The 19,231-nt window shown below is 64.1% G+C and carries 18 protein-coding genes; 8 read left to right on the plus strand and 10 right to left on the minus strand.

Annotation, left to right across the window (positions count from 1 at the left end):
- Window positions 1-2 precede the first annotated feature (2 nt).
- The 3 genes from N0K08_RS16160 to N0K08_RS16170 are packed head-to-tail and all read right to left on the minus strand — an operon-like array spanning window position 3 to window position 2,600.
- Complete coding sequence (locus tag N0K08_RS16160) at window positions 3-494, minus strand: nuclear transport factor 2 family protein (protein WP_261501418.1); 492 nt, start codon at window positions 492-494, stop codon at window positions 3-5.
- A gap of 16 nt (window positions 495-510) precedes the next feature.
- Entirely contained in the window at window positions 511-1,476 is a 966-nt protein-coding gene (locus N0K08_RS16165; protein WP_261501419.1) for a nuclear transport factor 2 family protein, read from the minus strand.
- Window positions 1,473-2,600, minus strand: a complete 1,128-nt coding sequence (locus N0K08_RS16170; protein ID WP_261501420.1) for an alkene reductase — start codon at window positions 2,598-2,600, stop codon at window positions 1,473-1,475. The genes N0K08_RS16165 and N0K08_RS16170 overlap by 4 nt, the downstream gene beginning before the upstream one ends.
- A gap of 229 nt (window positions 2,601-2,829) precedes the next feature.
- Here N0K08_RS16170 and N0K08_RS16175 point away from each other — a divergent pair, with 229 nt between their 5' ends.
- On the plus strand, window positions 2,830-3,753 hold the full coding sequence (locus N0K08_RS16175) for a LysR family transcriptional regulator (protein ID WP_261501421.1): 924 nt from the start codon (window positions 2,830-2,832) through the stop codon (window positions 3,751-3,753).
- Window positions 3,754-4,308: 555 nt separating this feature from the next.
- Here N0K08_RS16175 and N0K08_RS16180 read toward each other — a convergent pair.
- Window positions 4,309-5,205 (minus strand): LysR family transcriptional regulator, encoded by an 897-nt coding sequence (locus N0K08_RS16180; protein ID WP_261501422.1) that lies wholly within the window; start codon window positions 5,203-5,205, stop codon window positions 4,309-4,311.
- Window positions 5,206-5,280: 75 nt separating this feature from the next.
- On the opposite strand from N0K08_RS16180, the gene N0K08_RS16185 reads away from it, so the two are divergent.
- From N0K08_RS16185 to N0K08_RS16195, 3 genes are all read left to right on the plus strand, one after another.
- Entirely contained in the window at window positions 5,281-6,159 is an 879-nt protein-coding gene (locus N0K08_RS16185) for an HpcH/HpaI aldolase/citrate lyase family protein (RefSeq protein ID WP_261501423.1), read from the plus strand.
- Window positions 6,160-6,208: 49 nt separating this feature from the next.
- Window positions 6,209-7,213, plus strand: a complete 1,005-nt coding sequence (locus N0K08_RS16190; RefSeq protein WP_261501424.1) for a tripartite tricarboxylate transporter substrate binding protein — start codon at window positions 6,209-6,211, stop codon at window positions 7,211-7,213.
- A 99-nt stretch (window positions 7,214-7,312) separates the two neighbouring features.
- Entirely contained in the window at window positions 7,313-8,473 is a 1,161-nt protein-coding gene (locus N0K08_RS16195) for a CoA transferase (RefSeq protein WP_261501425.1), read from the plus strand.
- 1 nt (window position 8,474) lies between these two features.
- Here the strand turns inward: N0K08_RS16195 and N0K08_RS16200 are convergent, their stop codons facing one another.
- Window positions 8,475-9,380: a LysR family transcriptional regulator gene (locus tag N0K08_RS16200; protein WP_261501426.1), complete on the minus strand. Its 906-nt coding sequence runs from the start codon at window positions 9,378-9,380 to the stop codon at window positions 8,475-8,477.
- A gap of 124 nt (window positions 9,381-9,504) precedes the next feature.
- Between N0K08_RS16200 and N0K08_RS16205 the strand changes: the two genes are divergently transcribed.
- Both N0K08_RS16205 and ycaC read left to right on the plus strand, forming a co-directional pair.
- Entirely contained in the window at window positions 9,505-10,371 is an 867-nt protein-coding gene (locus N0K08_RS16205) for a pirin family protein (RefSeq protein ID WP_261501427.1), read from the plus strand.
- A 95-nt stretch (window positions 10,372-10,466) separates the two neighbouring features.
- Entirely contained in the window at window positions 10,467-11,093 is a 627-nt protein-coding gene (gene ycaC, locus N0K08_RS16210) for an isochorismate family cysteine hydrolase YcaC (protein ID WP_261501428.1), read from the plus strand.
- Window positions 11,094-11,175: 82 nt separating this feature from the next.
- On the opposite strand, the gene N0K08_RS16215 is transcribed toward ycaC, so the two are convergent.
- From N0K08_RS16215 to N0K08_RS16225, 3 genes are read right to left on the minus strand one after another with little or no spacing between them, the layout of a single operon-like run.
- Window positions 11,176-11,562 (minus strand): cupin domain-containing protein, encoded by a 387-nt coding sequence (locus N0K08_RS16215; RefSeq protein WP_261501429.1) that lies wholly within the window; start codon window positions 11,560-11,562, stop codon window positions 11,176-11,178.
- Window positions 11,563-11,575: 13 nt separating this feature from the next.
- Window positions 11,576-12,808 carry a CaiB/BaiF CoA transferase family protein gene (locus N0K08_RS16220; RefSeq protein ID WP_261501430.1) on the minus strand — a complete coding sequence of 411 codons (1,233 nt, stop codon included), beginning with the start codon at window positions 12,806-12,808 and terminating at the stop codon, window positions 11,576-11,578.
- Window positions 12,805-13,767, minus strand: a complete 963-nt coding sequence (locus N0K08_RS16225; protein WP_261501431.1) for a Bug family tripartite tricarboxylate transporter substrate binding protein — start codon at window positions 13,765-13,767, stop codon at window positions 12,805-12,807. The genes N0K08_RS16220 and N0K08_RS16225 overlap by 4 nt, the downstream gene beginning before the upstream one ends.
- 156 nt (window positions 13,768-13,923) lie before the next feature.
- Between N0K08_RS16225 and N0K08_RS16230 the strand changes: the two genes are divergently transcribed.
- On the plus strand, window positions 13,924-14,811 hold the full coding sequence (locus N0K08_RS16230; protein WP_261501432.1) for a LysR family transcriptional regulator: 888 nt from the start codon (window positions 13,924-13,926) through the stop codon (window positions 14,809-14,811).
- 38 nt (window positions 14,812-14,849) lie between these two features.
- On the opposite strand, the gene N0K08_RS16235 is transcribed toward N0K08_RS16230, so the two are convergent.
- Together N0K08_RS16235 and N0K08_RS16240 are read right to left on the minus strand one after the other, a co-directional pair.
- The gene (locus tag N0K08_RS16235) at window positions 14,850-16,151 is read right to left on the minus strand and encodes a M20/M25/M40 family metallo-hydrolase (protein WP_408642961.1); all 1,302 of its coding nucleotides are present in this window, start codon (window positions 16,149-16,151) and stop codon (window positions 14,850-14,852) included.
- Between the two features lie 189 nt (window positions 16,152-16,340).
- A complete protein-coding gene (locus tag N0K08_RS16240; protein ID WP_261501433.1) occupies window positions 16,341-17,015 on the minus strand; it encodes a hypothetical protein in 675 nt (224 codons plus the stop codon).
- Between the two features lie 280 nt (window positions 17,016-17,295).
- Between N0K08_RS16240 and N0K08_RS16245 the strand changes: the two genes are divergently transcribed.
- Window positions 17,296-19,227, plus strand: coding sequence for a potassium transporter Kup (locus N0K08_RS16245; protein ID WP_408642966.1), 1,932 nt, complete (start codon window positions 17,296-17,298; stop codon window positions 19,225-19,227).
- The last annotated feature ends 4 nt before the right edge of the window (window positions 19,228-19,231 follow it).

A 19,231-nucleotide genomic window follows, 5' to 3' on the forward strand; every position in this document is an offset into this window, starting at 1 on the left:
GCTTACACCTCTCTCGTTTGGTTAGCAGGTTGTGCGCTGGCGTCATTGCGTTCTGGCCACACGACTTCCAGGTGGGTGCTGGTGATGCGCCATTGACCATCGATACGTCGGTACTCGTCGGCATAGAGGCCGAGAAGTAGCAACGGATTCGGGTCGGGCTTGGATGCAGTCTCAAAATCGATCAGGTAACAGCGGCCTTGCGCGGTATCCGGCCCGGTCAGCTTCACCCAGTGGTTGGTGATCGCGTGCACAAAGGGATAGCGGCCGCGGTGATCGCGATCAAATAGTTTGAAGGCATCGCTCAGGCCAGCCTGTATGGCGGCGATGCCTTCCATCTTGCCGACGGTGACCTCCACCACCGCATCGATCGAAAAGACTTGATCGAGCGCGGCAATGTTGTTGCTGTCCAGGTGTTGTGCGTAGAGGATTCGCAGATCGCGAATTGCTTCGCGGTCAAGCAATGCTTTGATTTCTGAGTTCATTTCTGTGTTCATTCATTTGTCCTTGGTATCAGGCGCGGACGACACCGATATCGAACGCTGGTGCGTCGGCGTCGGTGAACCAGCCTGGGCGGTAGTCAAACCAGCAAATGCGCCATTGGCCATCGTCCTCGCGCCGCGCGCGGATCTGGTAGTGGGCGCCGTAGAGCGTGTGCCCGGCTTCATCGACGGGGCGCTCCGGGACAATGCGTGCCACGATCATTCGTGCATGGCGGCCATCGGCTTCGAGCTCCAGCCGCACCACGTCGGCAAAGTGCTGCATCCACGGCCAATGCCGGCGGAAGCTCTTTTGCTGGCCGATGATGGCGTGCCGTCCTTGCAACGGCCCCATCGGCGTGAACCCGCCGGCCGCGTCATCGGTATAGCTGTCACTCAACAGCGCAATATCGTTTTGGTCGATGGCCCATGAATACTTGCTGTAGAGCTGTCGTACGGCGTCTTCGGCGCTGGCTTGTGGTAGTGCGTCGCCGATCAAGGCCCAGGGTGAATCCAGCTCGCTGACGATCGTCGGCGGGGCGTCACCCAGCTCCCAACCGGCGTCGCTCGGCGGTAGCCGCCAATGCGTTGCCAAGGACGGCTCACCTTTGCTCCAGTTCACGTGGATGCGGGCGCCGAACAGCGACCAGTCACTTTCCGGTCCATGAGGCCGGAACCGGAGTACCACACTGGCACCGAATAGCAGATGCTGCTGTCCATGGCGAAACAAGCCGATGACGTAGGCGCTGGAGGCGGCTTGCCCGTTCTTGCCGACGAGGTTGGCGTGATTGCTGGTACGCATCCACACCAAGGCGCGGGCATCGGCCGCCAGCAAGCGTTGCCAGTCGGCCTCGCCTCGGCCTTCGCCATGTTGGCTGCTGGTCAGCACGGCATCCTCGCCCAGACTCGGTGCAAGGGCCTGCCATTCGCCGCGCGACCAGGCTGCGAAGAATGCGTCCCGCAAGGCGGCCAGCTCCGGGCGGGCGTTGATTTCACTCATTGCCGCTCCAATGCCGAAACGACATTGGCTCGATCCGCATAGCGGGGGTAGTCGGTGTAGCCGCGCGCGCCATGCAGGCCGTAGAGAGTGTCGCGCTGCGCCTGGGCCAGCGGCCAACCATTGGCCATGCGCTCCACCAAATCCGGATTGGCGATGAAGGGCTGTCCGAAACCAATCAGATCCGCTTTGCCGGCCTTCAATGCCGCCTCTGCACTGTCCTGGTCGAAGCCGCCTGCCACGATCAGCGTACCGGGATAGGCCGTGCGGAAATCAACAAAGAAAGCTGCCTCGCAATCGGCACCGATCGTGCGCTGATCGCTCAGGTGCACGTACGCCAGGTCACGCTGGCCCAGCTCGGCCGCGAGCGCTAGCCAGGTCTGCTTCTCGTCGTCGAACGGGTGCATGTCGTACAGCCGGCCAAACGGCGAAATGCGAACGCCGACGCGACTCGAACCAATCGCCGCAATCAGTCCGTCGATGGTTTCAAGCAGCAGTCGCAGACGATTTTCAATGCTGCCGCCGTAGCGGTCCTGGCGGGTGTTGAGTTCGCCATTGATGAACTGCTCGAACAGGTAGCCGTTGGCACCGTGAATCTCCACACCGTCGAATCCGACCTCCATGGCCCGCCGCCCCGCGGCGACGAAATCACCAACGACAGCCGCCACTTCGTCGGTTCCCAGTGCGCGCGGTTCGCTGGTCGGGATGTGGCCCGGCAAGCCAGGCGCGGCCCAGGCATAGGCATTCACATCGCGGGGGCGGCGCGCCACCGAGGACACGGGTGCGCTACCGTCCTTCTGCAATGACACATGGGAGTTACGGCCTACGTGCCACAGCTGGGCGTAGATGCGTCCGCCTTGGGCGTGAACAGCGTCGGTCACGCGCTGCCAGGCCTCGCCTTGCTCTTCGGTGTACAGACCCGGCGTGAACAGATAGCCGGTACCTTCCTGCGAGACAACAACGCCTTCGCTGATGATCAAGCCAGCCGAGGCGCGCTGGCTGTAGTAGCGTTCAGTCAGCACATCTGGCACACCGTTGGCGGCACGAGAGCGCGTCATGGGCGCCATCACGACACGGTTTGACAGGCTCAAACCTGCCAGGTCGTAAGAGGTGAAAAGTTGGTTCATGGTTTTCCTGATGAGATACGTGGCGACGGGGCGTCATGCCGGGGCCGGAACTGTGGACTGCCACTGCTCGGTGGCCCGATCTGCGGCACGCCCGGTGAGAGATGCCGGCTTGGCCTTTACTTCCAGAGAGAACACGGCAGTCCCAGATCACTGAAGCGTTGACTTTAATGCTCTTCAAATGAAAGATAATCTAGGCTTTAGTTCAATCATTTGAGACTGGGAGGACGAAATGGAAGCTGCCGTTGATCGCTTCGCTGGAATCGATGCGTTTGTTGCCACGGCCAAGGCGGGCAGCTTCACTGCGGCAGCTCAGGTGCTGGGCATGACGCCTTCCGGGGTGGCCAAGAGCGTGACCCGGCTGGAAGCCCGGACCTGCCTGAAGCTGCTGCACAGAACCACCCGCAGGATCACCCTCACACCGGAGGGGGAGGCCTACTTGGCCGCATGCTTGCGTGCCATCGACGAACTAGATGTGGCCGAGACCGGCCTCGCCCCCAAAGACTGGGTTCCACAAGGGCGCATCCACGTCGGCCTTCCGGGCGCCTTCGGCCGTCGCCACGTCTTGCCGGGATTACTGGCGATGGCCTCCCGATTCGATAAGCTCGATCTGTCTGTCTCATTCACCGAACGCACGGTGGACTTGGTCCAAGAGGGCCATGACCTTTCGGTCCGGATCGGCGAGCTGGCGGATGACGGCAATTTGGTGGCCAAACGGCTCGGCACCCAGCGCTTGGTGATTTGCGCTGCCCCTGCCTATCTCGAACGACATGGTCCAATCCGCACGCCAGAGGAGCTGCGGCGGCGTGATTGCATCATTGGCTCGCGCCGTCAGCAGAAGCAAACATGGCTGCTACGCACCTTGGAAGGCCGTTTGGTCCAGCAGGAAATCCACGCCCGCCATGAGTTCAGTGACGGAGAAGCCATGCTCGCCGCCGGGCTGGCAGGCTGCGGCATCATGCAGATGCCGACTTGGTTGGTCGACGATGACTTGAACCGGGGGAGGCTGGTGCCGCTATTGGAAGATTTCGCGGGCGGCGAAATGCCCATCCACGTGGTCTGGCCCAAGTCTCATTATTTGCAGCCCAAAGTCCGAGCCGTCATCGACATGCTTCAGGTCCTGGCGGCCAAAGAGGACTCAGGCTTCGAGCCATAGACGAATTTCCCGGGGCCGCAAATTTTGTTCGCTGAATGCGAAGCCACTGGACGAACTGCTGCTCGGCAACAGTGCGCGCGTGGTACGGGCCGAAGGGTCTGTCAATGTGCTGATCCGCTACTACCGGGCGGAATTGACGTGCATTGAGCGTTGAACGATTGCTCTCCGGCAACGGGATCCGGCGCGGCGATCGGCTGCAGAGGGACCAGAGCACCAGTTCGCAATCGGAGACAGCGGACATTCAAAATGAAGTCTCGCAGCGGCGGGTTCCCGACGTCGGCTGTACACCTGAAACCGGCCGAAGGGCCTGCGGGGATCGCCGGCTCTCCGATGACCGCTGCTGGACGCAGACCGTGAGGTCACGGTGCGGCCATGGACGGCAGCTCCCGCTGCACAGCAGACATTGGGCAATGAAGCTCGAACGACAGCAACGGGTCGCGAGTGACAGTGCCAGATCTCACTCTGGACTACCCCCATTCCAGTAGACAAATCCCAGCCTCCCACCGCTTGCCACTCCCGCAGACGTCTCCAGCACGCCATGCCACCGCCATCGCTTCAAACTGCCATCCTCTGCCCCCCCCTCTCCTTGACCACCCCCTGCGCGCAATCCACCAGCAACCGAATCAAATGCAACTGCGGCGACGAGCGCAGCCACAGGGTCCCGAAACGCCGTGACTCGGTCTGGCCGGGCAGCGCCAGGCGCACGACGTTGTGCCCATCGGGCCAGTTGAGGGCGGTGTCCGGCACCACGGCCACGCCCAGGCCGCGGTCCACCATCATGGAGATGGCCACCAGCGAGCTGAGCTCGAAACGCTCGCGCGGCGTGATGTGGGCTGCGCGCAGATAGCGCTCCACCATCTGGCCGCCGCCCAGGCTGCGGTCGTAGCGGATCAGCGGCTCGGAGCGCAGCAGGGCCAGCGGGTCCTGGTCGGCCAGATGGCGGGGCACCAGCAGAAGCAGCGACTCCTCGCGCAGCGGCGACCAGTCGAATGCCTTGGACAGCGCAAACGACGGGTACAGGCACACAGCAGCATCCAAAGCGCCCTCCTGCACGCCCTCGTACAACTGGCGCGTGGTGCCCGATTGCAGAAACACTTTGACTTCGGGGCGCTGGGCGACGAAGCGCGCCAGGATGTCGGGCAGCAGGCTGTGCAGCGCGGTGTTGATGCTGCCTATGGTCAGCTCGCCCACCAGGCTTTCCGCGTTCACATGGGTCTTGGCGTGGGCCAGTTCGCGCAGCAGCTGGGGCACGGTCGCGGCCAGGCGGTGGCCGGCGGGCGTGGGGGCGACGGTGCGCCCAGCCCGCGCCAGCAAAGGCGTGCCGAACTCGCGCTCCAGGGTGCGCATCTGCTGCGCCACGGCGGCGGCGGTGAGGTTGATGCGGCGTGCGGCCTCGGCCAGGGAGCCGGTCTCGATCACCAGAAGAAAGCTGCGCAGGTATTGGGTTTCCATCACCACATTATTTCTTTCTTTTGAAGAAAGATTGCATGTGTGTTTTTTGTTTTTAACGCGCTCCACAATCGGCGCATGAGAAGCAAACTGTTTGTCCCCGCATCCCGCCCCGAGTTGTTCGCCAAAGCGCTGCTCAGCGCGGCCGACAGCATTTCGTTCGACCTGGAAGACGCCGTCGCCGAAGCCCGCAAGGACGAGGCCCGCGCGCTGCTGCGGGATTTCCTGCGCAGCCCCGAAGCGCTTGCCGGCCACGGCAAGACGCTGATCGTGCGCATCAACGCCATGGACACGCCCCACTTCGAGCGCGACGTGGCCGACATCGTCTGCCCCGCCGTGCACTGGATCAACCTGCCCAAACCCGAAAGCGCGGACGACGTGCGCGCCGCGGCCCAGGCCGTGGAGCGTGCGGCGCGTGCCGCGGGCATGGCCCAGGCCCCCCGGCTGCTGCTGAACATCGAAACGCCGCGCGCCCTGCGCCTGGCCCACGAGATTGCCAGCGCCCACCCCCTGGCCATAGGCCTGCAAGTGGGGCTGGGCGATCTGTTCGAGCCCTATGGCGTGAACCGCCGCGAGCCCGCCGCGATTGCCCAGGTCCTGATGAGCGTGCGCATGGCCGCGGCCGAAGCCGGCATTGCGGCCTACGACGGCGCATTCGCCAACATCCAGGACGCCGAAGGCTTTCGCGCCGAAGCCGAGCTGGCCTGCCGCCTGGGCTTTACGGGCAAGACCTGCATCCACCCCAGCCAGGTTGCCACGGCCAACGCCGTGTTCCAGCCCAGCGCCGCCGACCTGGCCAGTGCGCTCAAAGTGGTCAGCGCCGCGGCCCAGGCCGATGCGGATGGCGTGGGCGCTTACGTGGTGGACGGCAAGATGGTCGATCGCCCCTTCGTGCTGCGGGCCCAGGCCATCGTTGCCCAGGCCAAAGCCCTGGGCCTGACGGTCGGCAACAGCTGATCGCGCGGGGCTTTCACGCCCACATACCTATTACAACAAGGAGACAAGCATGCAAATTTCCAACCCCAAGCCACAGCTGCGCCGCGGCTTCATCCTGACGGCCGCCGCCCTGGGCGTGGCCAGCCTGGCCTCGCTGGCCCAGGCCCAGGCGCAACCCGCCTATCCGACCAAGCCCATCACCATGGTCGTGCCCTACCCGCCTGGCGGCTCCAACGATTCGTTTGCCCGCCAGATCGCCAGAGAGCTGGGCGAAGTGCTCAAGCAGTCGGTGATCGTGGAAAACCGCCCCGGCGCCAGCGGCAACACCGGCACGGGCCAGGTCGCCAAGGCCCCGGCCGATGGCTACACCCTGGTCGCCGTCTCGTCGAGCATGACGACCAACTCCGCCGTGCAGCCCAAGATGCCTTTTGACCCGGTCAAGAGCTTTGCGCCCGTGGCCATGTTTGCGCGCGGCCCGTTCGTGGTGGCGGTGAACAACGACTTCGCGGCACGCACGCCCGCCGAGCTGCTCAGCGCCGTCAAGGCCAACCCCGGCAAGTTCAACTACGCCACGTCGGGCACGGGCAGCGTGAACCACTTCGCCACCGAGCTGCTGCGCTCCATGGCGCCCGGTTTCGACATCACCCATGTCCCCTACAAGGGCCAGGGCCCTGCGCTCACCGACGTGATCGGCAACCAGGTGCAGCTGATGATTTCCAGCGGCCCGTCCATCCTGCCCATGGTGCGCAACGGCAAGCTGCGCGCCATCGGCATCACCAGCCTGCAAGCCAGCCCCATCGCACCCGATCTGATCCCCATGGCCACGGCCGTGCCTGGCTACGAGTTCGATCTGTGGTGGGGTCTGCTCGCGCCCGCCGGCACGCCCGCCCTCATCGTCAGCAAGCTGAACCAGGCCGTGAATCAGATCCTGGCCACCCCGCAGGTCAAGGCCAACTTCCTGCGCGAAGGTGCGCTGACTTCGGCGGTGACGCCCCAGCAGTTCGCCGAAGTGATCCAGAAGGACGTGGTGCGCTGGAAGAAGCTCGCCCAAGACCGCAACATCGTGGTCGACTGAACGGTCGCCACCTTTCCCCCTGGCAGTGCGCAGCCCTCGGGGCCGTGCACTGCCGCCATGGGCCCAGGCCCATGGGATTTCCGCAAGAGACGAGACACCATGCAGCAAGACCTGTCAGAACAACGGCCCGGCCCGCGCGGCCCACTCAGCGGCATTCGCGTGCTGGACCTGAGTGCCTATATCGCCGGACCTTATGGCTGCTCCCTGCTCGCCGATCAGGGCGCCGAAGTCATCAAGATCGAACCGCCCGTTGGCGACAACCTGCGCAAGTACCCTTCGACGCTCGAAGCCGAAAGCCGCGCCTTCGTGGGCGTGAACCGCAGCAAATGGGGCATGGTGCTGGACTTGAAACAGCCCGAGCAACTGGCCACGCTGATGCGCCTGGTGCGCGACGCCGACGTACTGGTACACAACTTCCGCCCCGGCGTGCCCGAACGCCTGGGCATCGCTTTCGAACAACTGACGCAAATCAATCCACGCCTGGTCTACTGCAGCGTCACGGGCTATGGCGCCACGGGACCGCTGCGCGCCAAGGCCGGCTACGACCAGGTGCTGCAGACCATGACCGGCATGTGTGCCATGCAGGCCAAGGCCGACGGCCCGCCCGAAATCCTCTACGGCTCGGTGGTCGACTACTACGCCTCGGCGCTGGTCGCAGCGGGCGTGTCCTCGGCCCTGTACGAGCGTGCGCAAAGCGGTCTGGGCCAGCATGTGGGCGTCTCGCTGCTGCGCGCGGCGCTGACCATGCAGTCGGCACGCCTGGTCTGGGCCGAAGGCGAGCCGCGCGACATAGGCCGCGACATGCGCTCGGGCGGCATCACCGGCATCCACCCCACGCGCGAAGGCCATATCTACATCTCGGCCAACACCGCGCATTTCTGGAAAGCCCTGTGCGAGAAGATCGGTCTGCCCGAGCTGGCCGACAACCCGCGTTACGCCAGCGTGCGCCTGCGCGCCCAGCACCATGCTGAACTCGTGCCCTTGCTGCGCCAGGCACTGTCGGCGCGCTCGGCGCTCGAATGGGAAACGCTGTTTGGCGAAGCCGTGCCCTGCGCGGCAGCGCGCGCGGTGGAAGACATGTTCGACCACCCCCAGGTCGCCGCCGAAGACATGATTGCCGAGTTCCAGCACCCTACCCTGGGCAGCTACCGCGGCTTCACGCGCGCCATCGCTTTCGACCGCACGCCCGGCCCGCAGCCGTTTGCCGCGCCTACCCTGGGCCAGCACACGCAGATGCTGCTCGACACGCTGGACCGCTAACTCAATCCTCCTGCAGCGCCGCGAAGCGCTCGGCCAGGAAATCCAGCAAGGCCCGGACCGAAGGCAGCAGGCCGCGCCGCGAAGCGAACACCGCGTGGATGATTTCGCGTCGCGGCGCCCAGCCGGGCAGCACCTCGACCAGTTCACCGCGCTGGCAATGCTCCGCGACCATCATCCGCGGCAACTGCACGATGCCCACGCCGGCCACGGCCGCCGTGCGCAGCGCCAACATGCCTTGGGTGATGAAGCGCGGCTGGTGGTGGATGCTGGCCTGCGCGCCGTCCGGGCCGATCAGAGCCCACTGGTGGTCGTTCTGCGGCCGGCCCAGATCCATGCTGGGCAGGCCCGCCAGGTCGGCTGGGTACTGCGGCATGCCGGTTCTCTCCAGCAACTGCGGGCTGGCCACCAGGCACTGGTCACGCTCGCCCAGCACGCGCATCACCAGATCGCTGTCGTCTATCGGCGGCGGCCGCACGCGGATGGCCAGGTCCATGCCCTCCCCCACCACGTCCACCCGGCGATTGGTCTCTTCGAGGTGGATCTGCACCCGCGGATGCTGGGCCATGAAAGCCGACACCATGGCCCCCACGCGGGCATCCAGCAGCGCGCCCGGACAGCTCATGCGCACAATGCCGCAAGGCTCGGCCTGGGTCAGTGCAATCGCTTCCTCGGCCGCATCGGCCTCGACCAGCATGGCCTTGCAGTGCGCGTAATAGGTCTGACCGATCTCGGTCACGGCGAAGCTGCGTGTGGAGCGCTGGATCAGGCGCACGCCCAGGCGCTCTTCGAGCAGCGCAATGCGCCGGCTGAGCTTGGACTTGGGAACGCCCAGCGCGCGGCCGGCGGGCGCGAAGCCGCCGTGCTCCACCACCTGCACGTAGTAATAAAGGTCGTTGAGGTCTCTCATGGTCACCATTGTTCATGAAATAGAACGATGAAGGCAAATATTGGGGTCTACCGCCTGGTTCGTTCTGGAATTATTCTTACTACATGCATTCGAGGCACCGCCTCGTGCCACAGGAGAAAACACCATGAAGAACATCGTCGGAACCTACAGCGCCCCCCGCTCGCATTGGGTGGGCGATGGCTTTCCCGTGCGCTCGCTGTTCAGCTACGGCAGCCACGGAGCCCATTTGAGCCCCTTCCTGCTGCTGGACTACGCCGGCCCGGCCAACTTCCCTCCGGCCAGGAAGCCGCGCGGCGTGGGTCAGCACCCGCACCGCGGCTTCGAGACCGTGACCATCGTCTACCAGGGCGAAGTCGAGCACCGCGACTCCACGGGCGCCGGCGGCCTCATCGGCCCGGGCGACGTGCAGTGGATGACGGCCGCTGGCGGCATCCTGCATGAAGAGTTTCACTCGCAGGCCTTCACCGAGCGCGGCGGCGTGCTGGAAATGGTGCAGCTGTGGGTCAACCTGCCCGCCAAGGACAAGCTGGCCCAGCCGCGCTACCAGACGCTGGTCGATGCGCAGATCCCTGCGGTGGCGTTGCCCGATGGCGCCGGCCAGGTGCGCGTGATCGCCGGTACGTTCGACGGCCACCAGGGCCCGGCGCAGACGTTCACGCCGGTTGACGTCTGGGATGTGCGACTCACGCAAGGCCATGCCGCGCGTTTCGACACGCCCGACGGGCATACGCTGGCCATGGTCGTGCTGCACGGCACGGTGCTGGTCAACGGCAAGGAAGTCGTGCGCGAAGGCCAATTGGTGCAGTTCGACCGCATGGGCAGCGGCGTGGAGATCGAAGCCAACAGCGACGCGACCCTGTTGCTGCTGGGCGGCGAGCCGATCGACGAGCCCATCGTGGGCCACGGGCCGTTCGTGATGAACACCGAAGCCGAGATCGTGGAAGCGATCAACGACTTCAACAGCGGCCGCTTCGGCCAGATGCACGCCTGATGCCGCCAGCGACCCGGGCTTCACCGCCTGGGTCGCTGGCGGCATCAGATCCACGCCCTGACGGGCATTCATCGGTAGTTTCAAGGAAAAACAGCATGTCCAAACCCTACACCCGCCTCGACAAGAACGACGTCGCCGTGCTGCTGGTCGACCACCAGACCGGCCTGCTGTCCCTGGTGCGCGACATCGACCCCGACAAGTTCAAGAACAACGTGCTGGCACTGGCCGACATCGCCAGCTACTTCAAGCTGCCGACCGTTCTCACCACCAGCTTCGAGGACGGCCCGAACGGCCCGCTGGTGCCCGAACTCAAGGCCCAGTTCCCCGACGCACCCTACATCGCCCGCCCCGGCCAGATCAATGCCTGGGACAACGAAGACTTCGTCAAGGCCATCAAGGCCACGGGCAAGAAGCAGTTGCTGATCGCCGGCGTCGTCACCGAAGTCTGCGTGGCCTTCCCCACCCTGTCGGCCTTGGCCGAAGGCTTCGAAGTCTTCGTGGTCACCGACGCTTCGGGTACTTTCAACGAAATGACGCGCCAGGCCGCCTGGGACCGCATGTCGGCCGCGGGCGCCCAGATGATGAGCTGGTTCGGCGTGGCCTGCGAGCTGCACCGCGACTGGCGCAATGACGTCGAAGGCCTGGGCACGCTGTTCGCCAACCACATTCCCGACTACCGCAATCTGATGAACAGCTATGCGCAGCTGACGCGCGCCAAGTAAGCGCAAGTCTGGGTCCGGGCGGTTTCTCCCGGACACAGGCCCGGCACTTTCCCGGCCATGTCGCAGAGCTCCCGCTACAGGCTCAAGGCTGCGGGCGGATCACCTTGTCCGGCGATTCGCCGTAAGGCGGGCTGTAGATCACCAACAGCTTCACCGGGGTGTCGCTGGTCACCGTGAAGACATGCATCTGGTCGGCCGGAAAAAAGCAGGTGTCGCCAGGCACCATCTCGAAAGACTGTCCGGCCACCTCGACATGGGCCGTGCCCTCGAGCAGGTAGCAGGCCTGTTCGATCCCTGGATGGGCATGGGGCAAGGCGCCGCCGCCCTTGTGCAGCGTTCCCATCAACACTTCCATCTGCTGGGCGCCCACGGTTTCGGGGCCGATCAGCCGCTGGTTGAACGTGTGGTGGTGGTTGGCGGGCTGATAGGCCGGTACATCGGCGATGCGGACCAGGTAATTCGGATGCATGGGGATCTTTCTTTCAGGTATCGGTGCGGCAGGCGCCCTGCGCCAGCAGCGCGGCGATGCGCTCGTGGGTGTAGCCGGCTTCTTCCAGGAGTTGCAATGTGTGCTCGCCCAAGCGTGGCGCGGGGGACAGATTCCGCGCGGGCGGCGTGGCCGACCACTTCGTGGGATGGGCCAGCGTGTGCATGGGCCCTTCCGTCGGGTGCACCGTGTCGCTGACAAAGCCCGTGGCGCGCAGCTGTGGGTTGGCCAGCAGGTCCTCCGGGCTGTTCATCGGCATATTGGGTACGTCGGCGGCGTCCAGCAGCGCGCGCCATTGGGCCGTGGTGCGGGTGCGCATCAGGCGAGCGACTGCTGCGTATACCGCGTCGATATTGGCGGCGCGCGCGCTGTGGCTTGCAAACCGCGGATCGCGCGCCAGGCCTTCGGTCTCGCCGATGGCGGCAAAAAAGCGCTTCCAATGCAGGTCGTTGTAGATCAGCACGCACAACATGCCGTCGTTGGTGACATAGGGCTTGCGGTGCGGCGTCAGCAGCCGGGCGTAGCCGGGTTTGCCGATCGGGGGCTGAAAAGTCAGGCCTGCCATGTGATCGCCGAGGATGAACTGCGCCATGGCCTCGAACATCGGCACCACCACAGCCTGCCCCACGCCGGACTGGCTGCGCGCGTAAAGCGCCGCCGTGACCGCGTACACCGTGTGCAGGCCCGTCACGCGGTCGGCCAGCGTGGTGGGCATGTAGGCAGGCTCGGGTGAGCCGTATTGCCCCATCAGCCATGGCACACCGGTCGCGCCCTGGATCAGGTCGTCGTAGGCGGGCCGCGCGGCATCGGGGCCGTCCTGGTCGAAGCCGCAACAGCTCACATGGATGATGCGCGGGCTGCGCTGGCGCACGGCCTCGTAGTCCAGGCCCAGCCGGGCCAGCGCCTGGGGCCGCACATTGCTGACGAACACATCGCAGCTTTCGGCCAGCTTCAGCGCGGCCTCGCGGCCTTCGGCGTGCTTGAGGTCCAGCACGATGCTTTTCTTGCCCGCATTGGCATGCAGGAAGATAGGCCCCATGCCCGCATGCTGCATGGGCCCGACGTGGCGCATGTTGTCGCCTTCCGGGGTCTCCACCTTGATGATCTCGGCGCCCAGCTGCGCCAGAATCTGGGTCGCGAACGGCCCCATGACGACCGATGTCAGGTCGAGCACCTTGACGCCCGCGAGCGGGCCGGCGGCGGCGGAATGGGACGCGGCCGAGCTCATTCGGGACGAATGCCGGCCTGCTTGACGAGCCCACCCCAGTGCGCCAGTTGGTCCGCCACGTATTGGGTGAACTCCTCCGGCGTCTTGGTCGGCCAGGTTTCAAAGCCCAGCTGGCTCAGCGATTTCTGCACGCCCTTGTCGGCCAGCACTTCCTGCAATTCCTGGTTCAGTTTGTCCACCACAGGCCGGGGCATGCCCGCGGGTCCGAAGATTCCGTTCCAGGAGGTCAGATCGAACCCCGGGACTTCCTTGACGATGGGCACCGCGTCGGGCATGGACTTCAGCGGCTCTTTCGTGGTCACGCCCAGCACCCGGACGCTGCCCGCATTGATCATGCCCATGCCCGAACCCAGATCGACGACATACATCTGCACCGAGCCACCGATCAGATCGGTCAGGGCCTGCGGGCTCGATTTGTAGGGGATGGCCACCACATCCAGGCCGGCAATCCGCTTGATGGTTTCAGACGCCACCAGCGAGGTGCTGTTCGGCGTGGCGTAGGAGAATTTTCCGGGCTGGGCCTTGGCCTGCGCTATCCACTCCTTGAGCGTCTTGGCGGGGTCGTTCTTGCCCACCACCAGGGCGAACGGCAGTTCGCCCACGCGCGCAACCGGCGTGAAATCCTTGATAGGGTCGTACTTGAGATTGAGGACCAGGCTGGGATTGGCGGAATGCGAGGTATTGGTCGTCATGAACAAGGTGTAGCCGTCGGGCTTGGCCTTGGCCACGAATTGCGCGGCAATCTGTGCGTTCGCGCCTGCGCGATTGTCGATCAGCACCGGCTGCTTCAGACGCTCACCGAGCTTTCTGGCGACGATGCGCGCCACGGCATCGGTGCCGCTGCCGGCCGCAAACGGCACGACCATGGTGACCGGCGCAGAAGGATAGGTCTGGCTGATCGCCGCCGAAGCCGCCAGCAAGCTGGCCGCCAGGCTCAAGGCCCGAGGAAAGATTTTCATGCCATGTCTCCGGTTGTAGTTGGTATGGGCACCGTCTTGTGAAGCGGTGCACCCCCATCTTCCATGGCACAACCATTCGCGTCCAATCCTCATTTTGGTTAGAGTGATTCTTTTTGAGAATCGTTGAAGGCGAATGCACCTTCGACCGCCCGCCCCATGAAGCTTCACTTTCTGCGCTATTTCGTCATCCTGGCCGAAGAGCTGCATTTCGGGCGCGCAGCAGGCAAGCTCGCGATCACGCAGCCGCCCTTGAGCAGCGCCATCAAGTCACTGGAGGAGGAGTTGGAGGTCAAGCTGCTGATCCGCGACAGCAAGCATGTGGAGCTGACCCAGGCCGGCGAGGCCTTTCTGGAGGAAGCACGACAGATTCTGGAACAGGTGGCCCGGGCGTCGAACGTGGCCAAGATCGTCGGCGGGGGCATGCGCGGCAGGCTGGAGATAGGCATGACCGGCTCGCAGGTCTACCGCGAAGTGCCGGAGATCGTCCGGCAGTTCAATGCACAAACGCCTGACGTGGATGTGGTGCTGCGCGAAATGTCCAGCGCGGATCAGGTCAACGACCTGCTGCGCGGTCAGATCCATGCGGGCTTTGTGAATGCCTCCACCGTTCCCCCGCAACTGGCGTTCCTGCCCATGGCGGAAGACGAGTTTCTGATCTGTCTGCCCGCAGACCATCCGCAAGCCCGGTGCGATTCCATGGAGCTGAGACAGCTGGCCGATGCCCGTTTTGTGATGTTCTCGCGCGATGTCGCGCCCGCAAACTATGACAACGTGATCGCCATCTTCTCGCGCGCCGGCATCCACCCGCGCATTGCCCATGCAGCGCGCCAATGGCTGACCATCGTGGCCATGGTCGCCAATGGGCTGGGTGTTTCGGTGGTCCCGCGCTCCTTGGCCCGTTCGCGGGTTCACGGCGTCAGCTTCGTGAAAATCAAGGGTGAACAGGTGCTGGCACCGGCCATGCTGGTCTGGAATCCGGCCTATTCCCCGCCCACGCTGCGCAGCTTCATCGAGTGCGCGGGAAGAATTCTGGTGCGCGACTAGCGCCTGCGCCGCCGTGGTTGGCGCGCAGGCGCGGCCGCTTACTTCAGCTTGCCGCTGGACAAGTCCATGACCATGCGCGTGGCCAGGTACAGGCGCGGCACGATGGTGCTGATGAGCACATATTCAGCGTCGTTGGAATGGGCGCCGAAGCCGCTCAGACCCATGCCTTCCACCACGGCGCCCTTGGTCTTGAGCCCCGCGAAGGCCGCGTCGGTGCCGCCGCCTGTGGCCTGCTCCACCACGGTGAGCGGCAGACCGATTTCCTGGTAGATCACCTTGCCGTGCTCGGCGACGCGCCGCGAGGCCTCTGTGGCTTCCAGCGGTGGGCGGCGCACTTCAAACTTCACCTGCACCTTGGATTCGGGCAGCAGCTTGTTCTGCACCTTGGCCTGCAGCGACTTTTCGAGGCCGTCGAAGTCGGACACCTTCAGCGCCCGGGCGTCGGCCTGCGCCTTGGCCTGCGCGGGAATCACGTTGCGGTTGGTGCCGGCGCTGGCCACCGTCCAGTTCAGCTTCAGGCCCTGCTCGGGCTTGGAAAGCTCCTTCATCTGCAGCAACTGGTGCGACAGCTCGTACAGCGCGTTCACGCCCTTTTCAGGCGCTGCGCCGGCGTGCGAGGCCTTGCCGTCCACGGTGAGGTAGGCCGCGCCGATGCCGCTGGTGGCCAGGCGCAGCGCGCCGGTCGCACCACCGCCTTCAAACGAGAACACCGCGTCCTGGTCGGCAGCCATGCGGGTGATGGTGTTGCGTGCGCCGGGCGAGCTGATTTCCTCGTCGCCATTGATCAGCACCGTGAGCGTGCCGTAGTCCTTGAAACCCAGCTTTTGCAGTATGTCCACGGTATGGATGATGGCGGCCACGCCCTGCTTGTCGTCGCCAATGCCCAGGCCGTAGGCCTTGTCGCCGTCAATGCGGAAAGGCTGATCCTTGAGCATGCCCTTGAGGTAGACGGTATCCATGTGCGCGATGAACATGATCTTTTTCGTGCCCTTGCCCTGGAACTTGGCATGCACCACGGGGCCCACCTTCTCTGGCGTGTCGTCCAGGCGGTAGATGTCGCTGGGCTGCAGGATCTCGACCGTGCCGCCGCGCTGCTGCAGCTGGCTGGCGATCAAGGCCGCGATCTTGGCCAGGCCTTCCAGGTCCTTGCTGCCCGACTCGATGTGCACCAGATCGCGCAGCGTGTTGAGCAACGGTTGCTGCTCTTTCTGCGCCAGCTCGTGCACAGAGGCATAGGACGCAGGCTGCAACTGGGCCTGCGCCAGCGTGGCGACAAAGGCCAACGACAGGGACGCAACCAGGGGCCGCATGACGGAAGGTGCAAGCAAACGAATGGACATGGATCAAACCCTTACGCAATCAATGACGAGGAACGGACGTTCATTATGGACATCACCCCCCGGAAAATTGGTAAAAACTTCATCCGCCATTTTTATGCTAGGACGACCACCAGCCTAGTTCCATCCTATGCATGCCGCTATTGAAGCAATAGCAAATCGGTCGCCACAGCGACACCGTGCCGGCAATGGCTACCGGACCGCGGCCTGGATACCTGCGTACTGCGCCGGCAGCAGTTTGCCCAGATCATCCTGGCTTTGGGCCAGGAAGGCCTTGGCCGCGGGGTTGGTCGGGGCGAGACGCGTCAGGCGCTCTATGGACTGCGCAAACCACTGCGGGCGGTTTTGCGCTTGCATGGCCAGCACGTCACCGGAGGAGACCGAGTGCACCTTGTCAACGAAAGGCTTGCCGTCAAAACCCATGCCAAGGATCGCGCGACCGGTGAACTGTTCCCCGACGAGGAAAATCTTCTGCGGCACGGCCGATCCACAACGCTTTTCATTCACCAGCGCGACATAGCCGGCGCGGACACCGGGCTCGGGCGGCAAGGCGGTGGTATTGCCATCGTGGTTGATCTCCGCGACCCACGTCCGCTCCCACGGAACGATGACGCCAGCGAACACACATTTCCCGGAGCCATCCTCTCGCCAGAACTCCCGCGTGTACGTCATGGGCGTCGCCGTCTCCAATTCCTCCGGGATCTTCACCCGGCCTCCCGCTGGATAAAGCTTGGTCGACAAGGTCGTATCCATGGTCGCATAGGCCAGATGGGCCAGCTCCGCTCCCGCGCAGCCGGTCAGCAGGAGGGTGGCAGCCAGCAAAGGGGCAGCGAGCAGGCGTCTCTTGGCGTTCTTTTTAGAGCTCATAAAATCACTATATGTAACAAATTGCATCTTATACCATGTGATATTTGGTTTTGCCCCTCTGCCCCCCAAGGCGCGCAATGGGTGAGGAAGGAGTCCGCTGACAACGCCGGCGTTCTGTCACCTGCGTGCACGCTACCAGCGCGGCGCTACCCGCACGGCGCCCAACCCATCCGCACAAACACATACGTGCCATACTGGCGCAACCAAAAACCGCTGGCCATGGCCTGCTCAATGATTGAGGGCATGCGCTGTCGATTCATTCACGAGAGTTGCAATGAATATGTCTGTGCCCGAGGCTGGCGAAGTCCGTGACAATGACAACAAGGGCGTGCCCGCCCAGCATGGAACAAGCCGTCAGAGTGCGCTCACCCTGGCGGCGCTGGGTGTGGTGTTTGGCGACATAGGCACCAGCCCGCTTTACGCCTTCAAGGAAGCTTTTTCGGGCTCGCACGGCATGGCGGCGACGCCGGAAAATGTGCTGGCAACCTTGTCGGCCCTGTTCTGGGCCCTGATCATCATCGTGGCGATCAAGTACGTGTGGATCGTGCTGAGCTACGACAACGATGGTGAAGGTGGCGTGCTCTCGCTGACGGCATTGGCGCACCGCATCACTGGTGATCGCTCGCGCCGCTCCCACTGGGTCGTGGGCCTCGGTATCTTTGCCGCCGCCCTGTTTTATGGCGATGCCATCATTACGCCCGCGATTTCCGTGCTCTCGGCGGTAGAGGGCATCAGCATCGCCACCCCCAACTTCGAGCACTTCATTGTGCCCATCACCATAGGCATTCTGATCGGTCTGTTTTCCATACAGATGAAGGGCACGGGCAGCGTGGGCCGTCTGTTCGGGCCCATCACCATCCTGTGGTTCATCTGCCTGGCCTGGCTGGGGGCGCACAGCGTCATCCAGACGCCCATGGTCTTGCAGGCGGTGAATCCCTTGCATGCCTTGCGGTTTGCCGTCGATCACCCGGGCATGGCCTTCTTCCTGTTGTCGGCCGTGTTTCTGGCCATGACAGGGGCCGAGGCCTTGTACGCCGACATGGGGCACTTCGGCAGTCGCGCCGTGCGGCTGAGCTGGTTCGGACTGGTGTTTCCCAGCCTGATCATCAATTACTTCGGCCAGGGAGCCCTGATCCTGCGGGATGCCTCCGCGGCCAGCAATCCCTTCTTTCTGCTGGCGACGTCGTCGCTGTTGATTCCCTTGGTCGTGCTGGCCACGGCGGCGACCGTGATTGCATCGCAGGCCACGATTTCAGGGGCATATTCCATGACGCTGCAGGCCAGCCGTCTGGGTTATCTGCCCCGCGTGCGGGTGCTGCATACCTCGGACCATGAGCAGGGACAGATCTATATTCCCAGCGTGAACTGGCTGATGCTGCTGGCGGTGATTGCACTGGTGCTGGCCTTCCAATCCTCGGGCGCGCTGGCAGCGGCTTATGGCATTGCGGTTTCCGGCACCATGCTCATCACCACGGTGCTGGTGTTCTATGTGGTGCGCCTGGGCACGCGGCGCTGGAAAAGCATTACCCTGCTGGCACTGGTCTGTTTTGCAGTGCTGGAATTCGCTTTCTTTGCCTCCAACCTGACCAAGCTGGGGCACGGCGGCTGGTTTCCGCTCACGATGGGCGCCTTGATCTTCATTGCGCTGACGACCTGGCGTGACGGAAGTGTGCTGGTGGCGGCGCACAGGCGCAAGATCGACATTCCCATGAGTGTCTTGCTGGCCTCGCCCATGCCTGACGTGCCTGTGGTGTCCGGTACGGCGGTGTATCTGACTTCCGATATCAGCCTGGTGCCCAGTGCGCTGTTTCACAACCTCAAACACTTCAAGGTGGTGCACGAGAACACGGTGTTCCTGCATGTAGTCGATGAAAACACGCCTTATGTGCCCAACGCGGATCGCCTGGAACTCAATCGCCTGACCGAAGGCTTCTGGGCGCTGAACGTGCATTTCGGCTTTCGCGAGCAGCCCGACATCCCCTCCGCCTTGCGGCTGTTGAAGCCTGACGAGTTCGGCGAAAAGCCCAATATCGACCCCATGGTGACCAGCTACTTCGTGGCGCGCGCCCAGATTGTGGACGGCCCCGGCGGCCTGTCTGCCTGGCGTTGCGCCCTTTATGGCTGGATGACACGACAGGCGGCGGGTGCTTCCACCTACTACAAGCTGCCGGCCAATCAGGTCGTGGAACTGGGTACGCAAATCGTGCTGTAGCGTG

This window comes from Acidovorax bellezanensis (genome assembly GCF_025421555.1).
Classification (GTDB): Bacteria; Pseudomonadota; Gammaproteobacteria; order Burkholderiales; family Burkholderiaceae_C; genus Comamonas; species Comamonas bellezanensis.